The 15296-nt window shown below is 75.7% G+C and carries 15 protein-coding genes and 1 riboswitch; of the genes, 4 read left to right on the top strand and 11 right to left on the bottom strand.

All coding sequences use genetic code 11. The features are described 5' to 3' along the window. A complete protein-coding gene (locus tag ACPCUX_RS14835) occupies window positions 1-1671 on the bottom strand; it encodes a DHA2 family efflux MFS transporter permease subunit (protein ID WP_423389057.1) in 1671 nt (556 codons plus the stop codon). Between the two features lie 82 nt (window positions 1672-1753). Continuing rightward, window positions 1754-2344, bottom strand: a complete 591-nt coding sequence (locus ACPCUX_RS14830; protein WP_415297173.1) for a TetR/AcrR family transcriptional regulator — start codon at window positions 2342-2344, stop codon at window positions 1754-1756. A gap of 24 nt (window positions 2345-2368) precedes the next feature. On the opposite strand from ACPCUX_RS14830, the gene ACPCUX_RS14825 reads away from it, so the two are divergent. Beyond that, entirely contained in the window at window positions 2369-3763 is a 1395-nt protein-coding gene (locus tag ACPCUX_RS14825) for a YbfB/YjiJ family MFS transporter (protein ID WP_423389056.1), read from the top strand. Here the strand turns inward: ACPCUX_RS14825 and ACPCUX_RS14820 are convergent. Further along, entirely contained in the window at window positions 3658-5166 is a 1509-nt protein-coding gene (locus ACPCUX_RS14820) for a DNA polymerase IV (protein ID WP_423389055.1), read from the bottom strand. The two genes, ACPCUX_RS14825 and ACPCUX_RS14820, sit on opposite strands and share 106 nt — an antisense overlap. A gap of 216 nt (window positions 5167-5382) precedes the next feature. Here ACPCUX_RS14820 and ACPCUX_RS14815 point away from each other — a divergent pair, with 216 nt between their 5' ends. Further along, the gene (locus ACPCUX_RS14815; protein WP_423389054.1) at window positions 5383-7050 is read left to right on the top strand and encodes a glycosyl hydrolase family 18 protein; all 1668 of its coding nucleotides are present in this window, start codon (window positions 5383-5385) and stop codon (window positions 7048-7050) included. An 81-nt stretch (window positions 7051-7131) separates the two neighbouring features. Here ACPCUX_RS14815 and ACPCUX_RS14810 read toward each other — a convergent pair whose 3' ends face one another. From ACPCUX_RS14810 to ACPCUX_RS14800, 3 genes are read right to left on the bottom strand one after another with little or no spacing between them, the layout of a single operon-like run. After that, window positions 7132-7827, bottom strand: a complete 696-nt coding sequence (locus ACPCUX_RS14810; protein WP_423389053.1) for a phosphatase PAP2 family protein — start codon at window positions 7825-7827, stop codon at window positions 7132-7134. Then, on the bottom strand, window positions 7827-8525 hold the full coding sequence (locus ACPCUX_RS14805) for a phosphatase PAP2 family protein (RefSeq protein ID WP_423389052.1): 699 nt from the start codon (window positions 8523-8525) through the stop codon (window positions 7827-7829). Before ACPCUX_RS14805 ends, ACPCUX_RS14810 begins: the two co-directional genes overlap by 1 nt. A 55-nt stretch (window positions 8526-8580) precedes the next feature. Further along, window positions 8581-8976 carry a RidA family protein gene (locus tag ACPCUX_RS14800; RefSeq protein WP_034654103.1) on the bottom strand — a complete coding sequence of 132 codons (396 nt, stop codon included), beginning with the start codon at window positions 8974-8976 and terminating at the stop codon, window positions 8581-8583. Window positions 8977-9136: 160 nt separating this feature from the next. On the opposite strand from ACPCUX_RS14800, the gene ACPCUX_RS14795 reads away from it, so the two are divergent. Further along, a complete protein-coding gene (locus ACPCUX_RS14795) occupies window positions 9137-9634 on the top strand; it encodes an NUDIX domain-containing protein (protein ID WP_171468396.1) in 498 nt (165 codons plus the stop codon). A gap of 44 nt (window positions 9635-9678) precedes the next feature. Here the strand turns inward: ACPCUX_RS14795 and ACPCUX_RS14790 are convergent, their stop codons facing one another. The 5 genes from ACPCUX_RS14790 to ACPCUX_RS14770 all read right to left on the bottom strand — a co-directional run bounded on the left by ACPCUX_RS14790 (window position 9679) and on the right by ACPCUX_RS14770 (window position 14622). Continuing rightward, complete coding sequence (locus tag ACPCUX_RS14790) at window positions 9679-9807, bottom strand: hypothetical protein (protein WP_255179672.1); 129 nt, start codon at window positions 9805-9807, stop codon at window positions 9679-9681. Window positions 9808-10000: 193 nt separating this feature from the next. Further along, entirely contained in the window at window positions 10001-11233 is a 1233-nt protein-coding gene (locus ACPCUX_RS14785; RefSeq protein WP_423389051.1) for an acetyl-CoA C-acyltransferase, read from the bottom strand. Between the two features lie 113 nt (window positions 11234-11346). Next, complete coding sequence (locus ACPCUX_RS14780; protein ID WP_423389050.1) at window positions 11347-12588, bottom strand: acyl-CoA dehydrogenase family protein; 1242 nt, start codon at window positions 12586-12588, stop codon at window positions 11347-11349. Between the two features lie 165 nt (window positions 12589-12753). Next, a complete protein-coding gene (gene pnuC, locus ACPCUX_RS14775; protein WP_051027656.1) occupies window positions 12754-13464 on the bottom strand; it encodes a nicotinamide riboside transporter PnuC in 711 nt (236 codons plus the stop codon). A 150-nt stretch (window positions 13465-13614) separates the two neighbouring features. Beyond that, window positions 13615-13738, bottom strand: a riboswitch (FMN riboswitch). A 125-nt stretch (window positions 13739-13863) separates the two neighbouring features. After that, window positions 13864-14622 carry a TetR/AcrR family transcriptional regulator gene (locus ACPCUX_RS14770; RefSeq protein ID WP_137280773.1) on the bottom strand — a complete coding sequence of 253 codons (759 nt, stop codon included), beginning with the start codon at window positions 14620-14622 and terminating at the stop codon, window positions 13864-13866. Between the two features lie 84 nt (window positions 14623-14706). Between ACPCUX_RS14770 and ACPCUX_RS14765 the strand changes: the two genes are divergently transcribed. Next, complete coding sequence (locus ACPCUX_RS14765; RefSeq protein WP_085387279.1) at window positions 14707-15168, top strand: MOSC domain-containing protein; 462 nt, start codon at window positions 14707-14709, stop codon at window positions 15166-15168. Window positions 15169-15296 lie beyond the last annotated feature (128 nt).

Genomic DNA, 15296 nt, shown 5'->3' with positions numbered 1-15296 from the left:
TCACCCCGACCGGCGCGACGCCCGCACGACGGCCGTCGCGGACGCGAGGCCGAGCACGAGGAACGCCCCGGCGACGAGCAGCGACCCGCGGGTCGCGTCGGCGAACCCGGACGCGAGCGCGTCGACGACCTCGGGTTCCTGCGGCCCGAGCTCGCCGTGCGTGCCCTCCGCGCGCAGCTTCGCGATGATGTCGCCGGCGGAGCCGCTCGTCGCGTCGGCGAGGCGCGTGACCTCGGCGTCGGGCAGGCCCTCGCCGTCGAGGGCCGCGGGCACGGCGCTCGCGAGCAGGACGGCGAGCGCGGTCCCGACGAGCGCGGTCCCGAGCGCGGAGCCGACCTGCCGCGCCGTCGACTGCGTGGCGGAGCCCTGGCCGGACTCCTCGGCGGGGACCTGCACGAGGGTCGTGCTGGTGAGCTGTGCGGAGGCGAGGCCGAGCCCGACGCCGTAGACCACGAGCAGAGCCGCGAGCAGCCACGGGGAGACGGTCGCGGTGACCGTGAGCGCGACGGCGGCGACCCCGACGATCTCGAGCGCGAGGCCGATGACCACGACGAGCGGGGCGCCGACGGCGGCGGCGAGGTGACGCGCCGACGCGCCGGAGAGGAACGCGCCGAGCGCCATCGCCGCGAGCACGAGCCCGGCGCCCATGGTGGACAGCGCGAGCACGTTCACGAGGAAGAGCGGCAGGACGAAGATGATGCCGAACTCGCCGACGGCAACGGTGGTCGCGGTGACGTTGCCCCACCGGAACGTCGGGATCCGGAACAGCGTGAGGTCGAGCAGCGCGGACCGCCGCACCCGCGCGCGGTGCCGCTCCCACAGGACGAAGAGCACGAGCAGGAGCAGCCCGGCGGCGAGGAACACGGGGGTCGGCGAGACGGGCGCGGACGCCGGCCAGGTCGCCCCGAGCAGCTCGACGTCACCCTTCGGGCTCCACCAGCCGAACGTCTGGCCCTCGATGAGCCCGAACACGAGCGCGCCGAACCCGAGCGCGGACAGCAGGAGCCCGACGAGGTCGAGCCCGGGGGCGAACGCGTGCGCGCGGGTCTCGGGCACCCAGAGGTAGGCGCCGACCACGACGAGCGCGCCGACGGGGACGTTCACGAGGAAGATCCACGGCCACGTGAACGACGTCGTGATCCAGCCGCCCGCCAGGGGGCCCACCGCGGCGGCGCCGGAGATGACGGCGCCCCACACCCCGAACGCCGCGGCCCGGTCCTTGCCGCGGAACGTCGCGTTCACGGTCGACAGCGTCGAGGGCAGGATCGCGGCCGCGCCGAGGCCCTGGGCGAGCCGCCCGACGATGAGCGAGCCGCCGTCGTCGGCCGCGGCGGCGAGCAGCGACCCGGCGAGGAAGACGACGACGCCCACCACGAGGAGCCGGCGCCGCCCGAGCCGGTCGCCGAGACGGCCCGACGAGAGCAGCAGCGCGGCCAGCACGACGGCGTACGAGGCGCTGATCCACTGCGCCTCGCTCAGCCCGAGGTTCAGGTCGGCGACGATGTCCGGGACGGCGACGGCGACGATCGTCCCGTCGATGACGACCATCGACAGCGCGACCGCCAGGACGACGAGCGCGCGCCACCGGTTGGCGTGGGCCCGCGGATCGACGGCGGGTTCGTCGTCCTCGGGCGGTTCGGTCTGCGGCGCGTTCCCTTGCACGGACTCCACGGGGCCTCCCTCGTGTCGTGACGCGGCCCTGCGTCCAGGATCGCCGCGCACGCGGGGGAGCGCATCAGCAGCGCCGGGCAGTTCAGACGCGGTGGCGCGCGACCGCTCCCGCCGCCAGGTCGCGCCACGGGAGGGGCGTCGGGCCGTCGTCGCCCGCGACGGCGCGGCGCGTGCGGGAGGCGAGCGCGGCGTCGTAGAGCGCGAGGAGCTCGGCCGCGAGGGCGTCCGGGTCGCCGGCGCCGGTCGCGGCGGCCAGGTCGCGCAGCCGGTCGACGAGCAGCCGGGTGTCGGCGGCGAGCCACCGGTACGCGGGGTGCTCAGAGTCGGTGACCTCGACCGCGGCGGCGAGGAACGCGCAGCCTCGGGTGCTCGTCGCGGTGGGGAAGCCGTCGAGCGCGTCGAAGACGGCGAGCGCCCGCGCGTCCGCGTCGTCCCCGCAGCGGTCCAGCGCCGCATCCCACGCGGCGCGCCAGCGCTCGTGCCGCCGCTCCAGGTAGGCCGCGACGAGGTGGTCCTTGCCGGCGAAGTGCGCGTACAAGGTGGCGGGGGAGACCTCGGCGCGGCGGAGCACGGCGTCGACGCCGGTCGCCGCGATCCCGTGCTCGACGAACAGCGCCTCCGCGGCGTCGAGCAGGCGGTCGCGGGCCGGTCGGCGTGCGTCGGTCCGGGGCATGGGGATAGCGTAACGATCACTATGGTGAAACGATCGTTACACCCTGCCGCTCCCGACCCCACCCGCCTGGTCGCCGCGGGCACCGGCCTCGTCGCGGTGACGTACGGCGTCGTCCGCTACGGGTACGGCCTCCAGCTCCCGACGCTCACGAGCGAGCTCGGCCTCTCGTCCGCCGCCGCGGGCGCGATCGCCGCCAGCAGCTTCGCCGCGTACTGCGCTGCCGCGCTCGGGGCGCAGCGCGCGATGGCCCGACGCTCCCCGCGCGCGGTCGTCTGGGCCGCAGCGGCGCTCGCCGCGGCCGGGGCGGTCCTGGTCGGTCTGTCGTGGTCGTCCGCGAGCCTCGCGGCGGGCGTCCTCGTCGCGGGCAGCGCCGCCGGTGCGGCGTCGCCCGCGCTCGTCGCCGCGGTCGGCGCGACGGTCGACGGCCGCCGGGCCGGGCGCATGCAGGCCGTCGTGAACTCCGGGACGGGCGTGGGCGTCGCGCTCGTCGGGGCGGCGACGCTCGTCGCGCCGGACGTCTGGCGGCCCGTGTGGTTCGCCGCCGCGGTCGGGGCGGTGGTCACGGCAGCGGTCGTCGACCGGAGCGCGCGCTGGCCCTCGGCCCCCGAGTCACCGCCCGCGGCTGGCGCCGCCGTCGGGCGGTCGCTCGCACGCGCCGGGGTCGCGGCCGCGGTGGCCGGCATCGGCAGCGCCGCGGTCTGGACGTTCGGGCGCGACCTCGTCACCGTGACCGGTGGCCTCCCCGGCCGCACGACGGCGGCCCTCTGGTGCCTCCTCGGCGTGGCGGCGGTCCTGGGTGCCCTCAGCGGCGACGCCGTCCGCGTGCTCGGCCTGCGCGGCGCCTGGGTCGTGACGGCCGTCGCGACGGCGGTCGGCACCGCCGCGCTGGCCCTCGCCCCGGGCAGCGTGCCCGTCGTGGCGGTGGCGGGCGCTCTCTTCGGCGGCGCCTACACCGCCCTGAGCGGCGTGCTCATCGCGTGGGGCACCGTGCTGCGCCCGCACGCCGCCGGGCGCGCGACCGCCGCGCTCTTCGTCGCGCTCACGGCCGGGCAGGCGGTCGGCGCCCTCGCGACGGGCGGGCTGAGCGACGTCGTCGGGCCGCAGGCCGCGTTCTGGGCGGGCGCGGCGCTCCTCCTCGTCGCGGCCGGGGTTGTCCCGCGCGTGCCCGACGGCGCGGGGCCCGGTCGGCAGCGCGCCGGCCGCCCGTCGTCGGGCAGGGCCGGGACGGAGGGGACGAGCGCGGACAGGGCGAGCACGGACGGGACGAGCGCGGGCGGGACGGGTGCGGGCGGTGCGAGCGCGGCGGCCCGCGGCTACGCGTCGTCGTCGGTGGGCGAGGCGCGCACGGGCTCGCCGTCCGGGCCGAGCGGCTCGACGAGCGCGAGCTCCTCCGCCTCCGGGTCGACCCAGCGCTGGTAGCCCGGGCCGGTCCGCGCCGTCTCGAAGCGGACGGCGACGCGGCCGTCGTCGCCGACGCGCACGACCCACCCGCGCCCGTCGGCCGGGGTCGCGACGTCGAGGCCGGGGGCGAGGAGGGCGGCCGTCGTCCGGACGGGGCCGGTCGCGGCCGCGCCGGGCGCCTCGGCACCCGCCGACTCTGCACCCACCGACTCTGCACCCACCGACTCTGCACCGACCGCCTCGGTGCCGACCGCCTCATCGGCCGCCGCCTCAGCGCCCACCACCTCCGCGGCGATCGGAACGGCGGGGTCCTCCGGCGCGTCCGCGCCGAGCGGCAGCATGAGCTGCGCGTGCTCGGACAGCGCGTGGAACGCGACGCCGAGCAGGCGGACCGGCTCGGTGACGTCCGCGAGGCGGAGCGCGCGGTGGGCCGCGTCGCGGAGGGCGCCCTCGTCGGTCGTCGGGCGGGACAGCGTGACCGAGCGGGTGAGGGTCGTGAACGACGCGAGGCGCACCTTGACCACGACGGTGCGCGCCGCGACGGCGTGCCGCTCGAGGCGGGCCAGGGCGGCGTCGACCACCGGGTCGAGCGCCGCGGCGATCGCGGTCCGGCCGTGCAGGTCGGTGTCGAACGTGTGCTCCGCGCCGGCGGACTTGCGCTCCCGCACCGTGGAGACCGGGCGGTCGTCCCAGCCGCGCGCGATCCGGTAGAGGTTGGTGCCGCCCGCCTCGCCCGCGACGAGGAGCAGCGTGTCGAGCGGCTGGCGGCGCAGGTCGGCGACGGTGCGCACCCCGAGCTCGTCGAGCCGCGCGGCCGACACCGGGCCGACGCCCCACAGCGCCCGCACGGGCAGGTCGAGCAGGAACGGGTCCTCGTCGTCGGCCCCGACGACCCGGACGCCGCCCGGCTTCGCGGCCTCCGAGGCGAGCTTCGCGACGAGCTTGGACCGCCCGAGCCCGAGCGAGACGGGCAGGCCGCTCAGCGCGCGCGCCCGCTCGCGGATGCCGGTGGCGAGCGCCTCGAGATCGGTCTCCGGCCCGACGGCCGCGGCGACGTCGGCGAACGCCTCGTCGATGCTCACGGGCTCGACGAGGTCCGTCACCTCGCGCAGCGCCGCCATGATCCGTGCCGAGTAGGCCGAGTACGCGGCGAACCGCGGCACGACGACGACCGTCGACGGCGGGCACAGCCGTCGCGCCTGCTCCATCGGCATCGCCGAGCGGGCGCCGTACTGCCGGGCCTCGTACGACGCCGTCGCGACGACACTGCGCGGCCCCACGCCGCCGACGAGCACCGGGCGCCCGCGCAGGGACGGCCGCTGGTGCTGCTCGACGGCGGCGAAGAACGCGTCGGCGTCGAGGTGCGCGATCGTCGGGCGGGCGCGCAGCACGGGGGCGTGCGGCGCACGGTCGAAGCTCACCGCACTACTCTGCGCCCTGCCACCGACAGCGGTAACGGTTTCGTTCGGACCCTGGCGTTTCGGGGATGCGCACGGGTATCTTGCAGGAGACCGAACAAATCCCGGGATCCCCAGCCCGGGCCGAAGAGCAACGAGGCCTTCATGACCGATCGATCGACACCCAGCGCGGCTGCCCCCGGCCGCTCGTTCGCCAGGACCTCGCCACGACGCTCGCGCGTGGTCACGGCCTCCGCCGTCGTCGGGGCGCTCGCCCTCACGGCCGCCACCTTCGCGTCGCCCGCCGCGGCGGCGCCCCAGCCCACGGCCAAGCCGGCGGCCTCCGTCGCCGGGCCGTCGGACATCAACGGGTTCCGCAGCGTCGGCTACGTCATGGCCGACTCGCGCGTCACCCGCGACTTCCACGTGGCCGACCTCGTGCGCACCGGAGCGATCGAGGACCTCACCCACATCAACTACGCGTTCGGCAACGTCACGACCGACCTGGTGTGCGACATCGCCGACGTCCCCGGCGAGGGCGACCCCCTCAATGACTTCGTCGCGGAGGTGCCCGCCGCGGACTCCGTCGATGGCAAGGCCGACAAGCCGGGCCAGAAGCTCGCCGGCAACTTCAACCAGCTCAAGAAGCTCAAGGCCGTCAGCCCGGAGACGAAGATCCTCGTCTCCCTCGGCGGCTGGACCTGGTCGGACAACTTCTCCGAGGCGGCGTCCACGGCCGAGGGTCGTACGCGGCTCGTCGACTCCTGCCTGGACCTCTACATCGACGGCAACCTGCCGGTCGTCGACGGCAAGGGCGGCCCCGGCGTCGCGGCCGGCATCTTCGACGGCATCGACATCGACTGGGAGTGGCCGGTCACCGGCGGCGAGACGGCGAACGCCCGCCCGGAGGACAAGGAGAACTTCCTGCTCCTCATGGAGGAGTTCCGCGCCGAGCTCGACGCGCGCGGCGCGACGACCGGCCAGGACTACCTGCTCACGGCGTTCGCGCCCGCGGGCGGCTGGAACGCGGGGCAGGGCGGCTGGCTCGACCCGCGCCTGTTCGCGGTCGTGGACTTCCTCAACGTCCAGGGCTACGACTTCCACGGCGGCTGGGTCCCGGACAAGACGGGGCACCAGGGCAACCTGCACCCCGACGGCGCGGAGAACTGGGGCCTCGGCCTCGACGGCGCGCTCGGCATGTACGTCAAGGCGGGCGCGGACCCGTCGCAGGTCAACGCGGGCCTCGCGGCCTACGGCCACGGCTGGTACGGCGTGAAGGACGGCACGAAGGGCTGGCAGCCCGCCGCCGGGTACGTCGGCACCAAGACGTACGCCGAGCTGCGCTCGTTCGGCGGGAAGAAGTTCTTCGACCCGAAGATCGGCGCGAGCTGGCTGTACAACGGCGACCAGTGGTGGAGCTACGACGACCCGGCGTCCGTGACGGCGAAGGCCGAGTTCGTCGCGACGCAGGGCTACGGCGGCGCGATGTGGTGGGACCTCTCCGGCGACTACCGCAACGAGCTCGGCGACGCCCTCGGCTCGACGCTGCGCGCGGCGACCCCGGGCCCCGGCGTGGCCGAGGAGTGCGCGGTGCCCTGGTACGGCACGGGCGTCTACACCGGTGGTGAGGTCGTCTCGCACGAGGGCGCGGAGTACAAGGCCCAGTGGTGGACCCGCAACCAGGAGCCGGGCGCGAGCAACGCCTGGAAGAAGATCGGCCCCTGCGGCACCGCGCCCGAGGTCGAGGCGGCGGTCTGCGCCCCGGCCTGGTCGCGCGAGGCCGTCTACACCGGCGGTCAGACCGTGTCCCGTGCGGGCGTGAACTACACGGCCCAGTGGTGGACGAAGGGCGAGCTCCCCGGTTCCGTGACGTGGGGCTCGTGGGACCCGGTGGGTCTGTGCGAGTGATCTGACGGGTCGCCCGGGCGCCGCGCGCGCCCGGACGGCCCCCGCACGACGACGGGCGCCGGGAGCGCGTCCCCGGGGGTGTCAGCGCTTCGCGCGCAGGTCGCGGCGCAGGTAGTGCCACGCGAGGACGCAGCACACGATGCCGTTGAGGAGCCCCACGACGACGTCCGCCGGTCCGTGGGCACCGCGGTAGAGCCGCGAGAGACCCACGCCGAGCGGCACGAGGCAGCACAGCACCGTCACGACGACGCGCAGCACCGGGTTCGTGATGCGCTGCGCGAGCAGGGCGAGCGTCAGGTAGAACGCCGCCGACGCGCCCGTGTGCCCCGAGGGGAAGCTGGACGTCGGGGGCGCCTCGTCGAGCCGCGAGACGTCGGGCCGCTCGCGCCCCACGACGATCGACGACGTGAGGAAGATCAGCGCCTGCAGCGAGACGGCGAGCGCGGGCACGAGGGCGAACCACCACTGCCGGGTGCGCCACCACACGAGCGCGACGGTGAGCAGCGTGCCGCCGATGATGAACTCGGTCGTGCCGATGAGGGAGAGCACCTCGGTGACGGTGTCCCAGAACGGCGTGCGCCGTTGCTCGAACCACCGGTTGACCGCGACCTCGCCCGGCAGGTCGCCGAGCGGTCCGGTGACGAGGAAGCCCGTCGCGACGATGACCACCCACAGCACCGCCCCCGGGAGGAACGCCCGCAGACCGACGTCGCGCAGCACCTCCTTCGCCGTGGGGCGGGTCGTGTCCAGCTCGTAGCGGTGCACGAAGGGTTGCATCAGACCTCGTTCCTGGGAGTGTCACCGGAGGGACGGCCGGACCGCGCGGCGGCCCACCCGTGATAGCCGACGGCGGACGCCCCCGCGACCGCGCCGCCGAGGAGGATCCCGCCGACGACGTCAGACGGGTAGTGCGCGCCGAGCAGCACGCGGTCGGCTGCGGTGACGAGGGCGAGCGCCGTCGCACCGCCGACCACCGCGACGCGGCCTCGCCGCCCGAGCAGCGGCCAGACGAGCACGCTGAGCGTCACCCCGACGGCCGCCGCGTTCATCGCGTGCCCGGAGGGGAAGCTCGCGCCCGGCACGGTCGACACGGCGCCCTCGAGGACGGGCCGCGCGCGGCCGACGACCTCCTTCGCGCCGAGGCCGAGAGCCCATGCGCCCCAGATCGTCCCGGCCGCCCAGGCCGCTCGTGACCCGAGCCCGTGGCGTCGCCACGCCCAGACGCACACGCCCATCGCGGCGAGGTTCATCCACCGCGCGGCGAGCGCCTCCTGTCCCACGAGGAGCGCGCGCTCGAGCGCGGGGCGCTCGCCGGCGAACCGGGTCGCCGCGGCGACGGCGGCGCGGTCCGCGTCGACGACGACCCCCGACTCCGTGCGCACGAGCCACGCGAGCGCGAGCACGGGGAGGGAGGCCGCGACCCCGTACGCCGCGGCCCGCCAGAGGGCGCGGTACGGGGTCCGGTGGGCTGGCACCCCCGGACAGTAGCGGCACCCCCGCGTCGTCGCGCGCGGGAGCCGGTGCCTCGCGTCAGGCGGGGAGCGCCGCGACCGCCTCGATCTCGACGAGCGCGCCCGGCCGCGCGATCCCGACCCGCAGGACGGTCACGGCGGCGGGGTGCGGGCCCCAGACCTCGCCGACGGCGGCGAAGCCCTCCATGAGGTCGGCCTCGGGGTCGAGGTAGACGGCGAGCCGCGCGACGTCCTCTGGCCCGGCGCCTGCCTCGGCCAGCACGGCGAGGACGTTGCGCAGCGCCTGCGCCGTCTGGGCCGCGATGCCGCCCTCGACGATCGCGCCCGCGGCGTCCGTGCCGTTCTGCCCGCCGACGTAGAGCGTGCGGCTCGTCTCGACGATGGTGCCCTGCGAGAACGCGGGGTTGCGGTGCAGCCCGGGCGGGTTGAGGTGCGTGACGCTCTGCGTGGCCATGGTCGTCCCCTTCTGCGGTCCCGGTCCTGGTGCTGCCGACGCTACGCCGTGCCGCCGACAGACCCCCGACAGGCCCCCGGACACGACCCGAGACGCCCTCGGCGGGTGGTCCGCGCGGCCCCGACGGGCCGGTCCGGCGTCGGCTGTGTAGGAAGGAGGGGTGAAGCAGTCAGCAGGGCTCGTGCTCTACCGGTTCCGTGCCGACGTCGTCGAGGTGCTGCTCGGGCACATGGGGGGCCCGCTGTGGGCGCGCAAGGACGCGGGCGGGTGGACGATCCCCAAGGGCGAGGTGGAGCCGGGGGAGGACGAGCACGCGGCGGCGCTGCGCGAGTTCGCCGAGGAGCTCGGCGTCCCGGCTCCCGCCGGCGCGGCGCCGGACCTCGACCTCGGCACGGTGCGCCAGCGCGCGGGCAAGCTCGTCGCGGCGTGGGCGCGGGAGGCGGACCTCGACGTCACGACGATCGCGAGCAACACGTTCGCGCTGGAGTGGCCGCCGCGCTCGGGGCGCATGCAGGAGTTCCCGGAGCTCGACCGGGCCGGCTGGTTCGCGCTCGCGCGCGCCCGCGGGCTCGTCGTCGCGGGCCAGGTCCCGCTGCTCGACCGGCTGGAGGAGCTGCTCGCGCGCGAGCCCGCGGAGAGCAGAACGACCGCGGGATGACGAGAGCCCGGGACCGCGGTCCCGGGCTCGTCGAGCGGGAGGCGTCAGCCGAGCAGGTAGGGCGCCGCGGCGAAGCCTGCGGCGAGCCCGACGAGCGCGACGGCGACGGCGGACAGGTGCGAGCGGCGCGCACGGCTCGCGGTACGGCGGGCTGCGTCGGTCACGGTGGTCATGACGGTCCTCTCGTGGGGGGCGGTTCCAGGGAGAGGGACCACGTCAGACGCGATCCATGACGCGAAACCCGGCGGTCATGGCGCGATCTGCGTCACACCGCGGCGGCCGAAACGCGCCAACCCTGGTGCAGCATCGTGCACCAGGGTTGGTCGGCTCGCGCGGCGGAGCCCCGACGGGGGCCCGCCCGGAGGGTCAGACGCGCAGGACGAGCGCGTCCCCCTGACCGCCGCCGCCGCACAGCGCCGCCGCGCCGACGCCGCCCCCGCGGCGACGGAGCGCGAGCGCGAGGTGCAGCGCGAGCCGAGCGCCCGACGCGCCGACCGGGTGGCCGAGCGCGATGGCGCCGCCGTCGGCGTTGACGACGTCCGCGTCGATGCCGAGGTCCGCGACCGACTGCAGCGCGACGGCGGCGAACGCCTCGTTGATCTCCACGAGGTCGAGGTCCGCCGCGGCGATCCCCTCGCGCTTCACGGCGGCCTCGATGGCCCGCGCCGGCTGGGAGTGCAGCGAGTTGTCGGGTCCCGCGACCTGCCCCGCCGCACCGATCTCGGCGAGCCACGGCAGGCCGTTGCGCTTCGCGAAGGCGCGGCTCGCGACGACGACCGCCGCCGCGCCGTCGGACAGGGGCGAGCTCGACCCGGCGGTGATGGTCCCGTCCCGCACGAAGGCCGGGCGCAGGCGCTCCAGGGCCTCGAGCGTCGTGTCGGCGCGCACGCCCTCGTCGTGCTCGACGACGACCGGCTCGCCCCGCCGCTGCGGCACCTCGACGGGGGCGATCTCCTCGGCGAGCCGCCCGGCGTCGCGCGCCGCGGCGGCCCGCTGGTGCGAGCGCAGCGCGAACGCGTCCTGCTCGGGGCGGCCGATGCCGCGCGTCGCGCAGCCGCGGTCGGTGAGCTCGCCCATGACCTCGCCGCTGAACGGGTCGTTCAGGCCGTCGTGCGTGAGCGAGTCGGCCATCGTCACGTCTCCGAACGCGAACCCGGAGCGCGACCCGACGACGAGGTGCGGCGCGTTCGTCATGGACTCCTGGCCGCCCGCGACGACGACGCTCGCCTCGCCCGTGCGGACCAGCCGGGCCGCGTCGATGATCGCGGTGAGGCCCGAGAGGCACAGCTTGTTGATCGTCACGGTGGGCACGTCCCAGCCGAGGCCCGCGAGGATCGCGGCCTGGCGCGCGGGGCCCTGCTTGGCGCCCGCCTGCACGACCTGCCCGACGATCACCGTGTCGACCTGCTCCGGCGCGACGCCCGCGGCCGCGAGCGCGCCGCGGATCGCGTGCGCGCCGAGCTCGGCCGCCGAGAGCGAGGCGAGCGCGCCGTGGAAGCGCGCGAACGGGGTGCGCGCGCCGTGCAGGAGGACCGGGGTGACCTCGTCCTCGGGGGTGACGGCGGCGGCGTCGGGCAGGGGGCTGGCGTCGGTGCTCATGGGACTCCGATCCGGGAGGGCGAGGAGACGGGGCGAACAGGAAGGAGCCCCGGCGCCGCGAGGAGGGGCGAGCGGCGCCGGGGAGCGGGGGAGGGCGTGCGCCCTCGGGACCGTCAGACGAACGCGGAGACGCCCGTGATGTCGCGCCCGACGATGAGCGCCTGGACCGACTCGGTGCCCTCGTACGTGTGCAGGGCCTCGATGTCGGCGAAGTGCCGCGCGACGCGGTTCTGGAGCAGGATCCCGTTGCCGCCGAGCAGGTCGCGCGCGCTCGCCGCGACCTCGCGCGCCCCGCGGGTGCACGTGTACTTCGCGAGCGACGCCTGCGGGCCGGTGAGCGTCCCCGCCTCGTCGAGCCGCGTCATCTGCGCGACGAGGAGCTGGAGCTGCGTGATCGTCGAGAGCATCCGCGTGAGGCGCTCCTGCACCATCTGGTTCGCGGCGAGCGGGCGCCCGAACTGGACGCGCTGCTTCGCGTACGCGACCGCGGCCTCGTAGCACGCGACCGCGTGCCCGACGGCGGCCCACGCCACCCCGAGGCGCGTCGCGAAGAGCACGCGCGAGGTGTCCTTGAACGACCGCGCGCCCGGCAGGGCGTTCTCGGCGGGGACGAACACGTCGTCGAGCACGACGTGCGCCTGCCAGATCGCGCGGAGCGACACCTTGCCGGTGATGGTCGTGCCCGTGTAGCCCGGGTTGTCCTGCGGCACGACGAACCCGTGGACCTGGCCGTCGCCGTCGTCGCCGACGAGGCGCGCCCACACGACCGTGACGTGGCCCGACGACCCGTTGCCGATCCACTTCTTCTCGCCGTTCAGCACGTAGCCCTCGACGCCGTCGCGCGTCTCCTTGCGCGCCGTCGTCTCGAGCGAGACGGAGTCCGAGCCGTGGGTGGGCTCGGTGAGCGCGAACGCGCCGAGGATCTCCCCGCGCGCCATGGGCTCGGCGTACTTCGCCCGCTGCTCGTCGGAGCCGAGCATCTGGATGCTGCGCAGCGCGAGACCGCCCTGGACGCCGCAGATCGTCGCGACGGAGCCGTCGCCCCGCGACATCTCCATGGCGGCGAGGCCGGCGGCGAGCTGGCTCACGTGCGGACGACCGTCGACGTCGACGCCGTCACGCAGCAGGTCGAGCTCGCCCATGCGCTTGACGAGGTCGAACGGGACCTCGGCGCGCTCCCAGTAGTCGTCGATGACGGGCAGCACCTCGTCCTGGACGAACTGCCGGACGCGCTGCAGGTGGGCGCGGTCCTCCTCGGTCGCGTCGGCGAACGCGCCGGCGTAGTCGAGGTCGAGCGGGGTCGCGAGGTCGTAGGTGGGCTCGGTGACGCCGGGCATGATCGGGGTGGTGGGCATCGGTGCTCCCCTGGGAGGGCGGCTGCGGTCGGTCGACCGTCCTCGACGCGGTTGCCCGGGGTGCGGGCCCGGCGTCGGCGGCGGTCCCTCCCATAGTGCAGCGATACCCCGTCTCAGTCAATCGAGACGGGGTATCGGTGTGGGTGGGGTCGGGTGACCGGCGGGTCAGGCGGGCGCGCCCGCCGCCGCGGCGTCCGCCTCGGCTGCGGCGGCCGCGCGGCGGTTGACGCGCCACCACACGAAGAACCCGACGAGCGTGAACGCGCCGTAGAACACGTACATGAACGCGGACGCGTAGAAGCCGGCCGAGATCAGCAGGGGCACGCCCACGACGTCCACGGCGACCCAGATGAGCCAGAACTCGACCCAGCCCTTCGCCATGCCGTACGTCGCGAGCAGCGAGCCCATGAAGATCCACGCGTCGGCCCAGACGGGCTCGTACGACTCGAGCGCGCGGAAGACCGGGGTCAGGAGGGCTGTGCCGCCGACGAGCGCGACGACGAGGAACACGCGCTGGCGCCACGACGCCCAGCGCGGCACGACGGCGACGCCGTGGCTGTCCGCGTCGGCGTCACCGAGCCGCGCCTGGGTCTTGCGCCACTGCACCCACCCGTAGACCGACACGACGACGAACATCACCTGGCGGCCCGCCTGGCCGAGCAGGTTGACGGGGTTGGGCGTCGCGAACACCGCGCCGAGGAACACCGTGAGCAGCAGCAGGTTGCCGACGATGCCCACGGGCCACGCCCACACCTTGCGCCGCATGCCGCCCAGCGCCGACGCCAGGCCGAACCCGTTGCCCACGATCTCGCGCCACAGCAGATGCTGGTCGCCGATCGTCAGCTGCGCGTCGAACAGCGCGTGGATCAGGTCCATCGGATGTCCTCGTCCTCCCGGGCACGGGCGCTCCGGGGTGAGGGCGGGCGGCCGGGCCGGGCCACGAGGGCCCGACGGCGTCGCTCACCACGGCGAGACCGCGCCCCGTCGCGCGGGCTCGCGAGAGCCCGGCCGAGGACGGCCGCGCCGCACGTGCTTCCTCCCATCCGGACTGTCACCGTCGGTCCTGGAGTTCCACCAGGTCAACCGCGCGTGGGCGCGGGTCGCGGACTGTCACCGCCGGCTCGGAATTGCACCGACCCCGGAGCACGTTCGTGCGTACTGCGTTCTGCAACCGCCGATGCTACTCGCGCATTCCCCGGGCACGGGACTCGCACCGCACCGTCCCACGGACTGAAACACGATGCGACCCTGCTCGGCGGGGCGGGGCGGGAGGGGTCAGGCCAGGGCGTCGCGGACGGCGCGCGCGACGTCGTCCGCGACGCCCTGCGCGTCCGCGTCCGCGTCCACCACGGTCACGACGACGCGGCGCGCCGCGGGCACGCCGTCCCCGCTGCGCTCCTGGGCGGCGGCGTCTGGCGCGGCGTACCGGCCGACGGCGGCACGGCGCAGGTCCGCGAACGCCTCCTCGAGCTGGGGGCGCAGGTCCTGCTCGGGGGAGCGCAACCACCGGCGCAGGAGCGCGTTGTGCACGGCGACGACGGACGCCGCGAACGCGATGGACGCCGTCGAGCGGCGCTCGTCCGGCGGGAGCGCGTCGCGCAGGTACGCGGTGAACGCGCGCTCGTAGCGGTGGGTCGTGACGAGCTCGCGGTCGCGCAGCGCCGGCACCTGCTGGAGGAGCTGCCAGCGGGCCAGGGACGTCTCGCGCTGACCGACGTGGTGGTCGAACACCAGCCGCGCCGCGCGGCACACCTCGAGGTACGGGTCGACCGTCGGGTCGGGCGTGAGGTGCCCCTCGGCGTCGGGCACGGGCCGCGTCGCGGCGAGCATGACGACGACCTCGTCGAGCAGGAGCTCGTGGTCCGCGAAGACCACGTCCTCCTTGGACCCGTAGCGGCGGAAGAAGGTGGCGCGGCTGACCTGGGCGGCGTCGGCGATCTCCTCGACGGTCGTCTGCTCGTACCCCTTGCGGGTGAAGAGCTCGATCGCTGCGTCGACGGCCTGGGCATGGGTGCGGCTGCGGACGTCGGTCATGCACCGGACGGTACACCGGTACCCGGCGCTCGCCCGGCCCGGGGGCGGTGGCCCTGGGGCGGCGCCGGGTGCGAGGCTGGTGCCATGCCGGACCAGCCTCGCGTGCACGCGATCCACGTCGCGAAGGCCCGTCGGCTCCCGACGCGGGTCGTCGCGTCGGTCGAGGCGGAGGAAGGCAAGGGCCTCGTCGGCGACCGGTACCACGGGTCGAAGCACCGGCACGTGACGATCCAGACGCTCACCGACCTCGCGGCGGCCTCCGCGGACCTCGGGCAGGAGATCGACCCCGGTCTCACCCGGCGCAACGTCACGCTCACCCACGGCGACCTGCCCACGAAGCCGGGGTCGTTCCTGCGGATCGGGGACGTCGAGCTCCAGGTGCTCCGGATCGCCGCGCCGTGCCGGCTGCTCGACGACTGGATCGCGCCCGGCGCGATGCGCGCGATGCACGCGCGGGGCGGCGTCGTGTGCCGGCTGCTGTCGTCCGGCACGGTCCGGGCGGGCGACGTCGTGGTGTGGGACGAGGCGGCCGCCGGCGGGGCCTGAGCCCCGGGGCGGCCTCCGGCCCTACGGTGGCCGGGCGCGTGCCGTCGGCAGCGGCGCCCGTGCTTCGACGGTAGACCCGTGGTGGCCCCGCGTCGACGGCTGGGGCGGGTGAGACCGCGGGCGTCGGC

Origin of the sequence: Cellulosimicrobium sp. AB352 (assembly GCF_049538415.1) — a bacterium.
GTDB classification, from domain to species: domain Bacteria; phylum Actinomycetota; class Actinomycetes; order Actinomycetales; family Cellulomonadaceae; genus Cellulosimicrobium; species Cellulosimicrobium funkei.
This window is presented reverse-complemented; position numbering and strand designations above follow the sequence as displayed.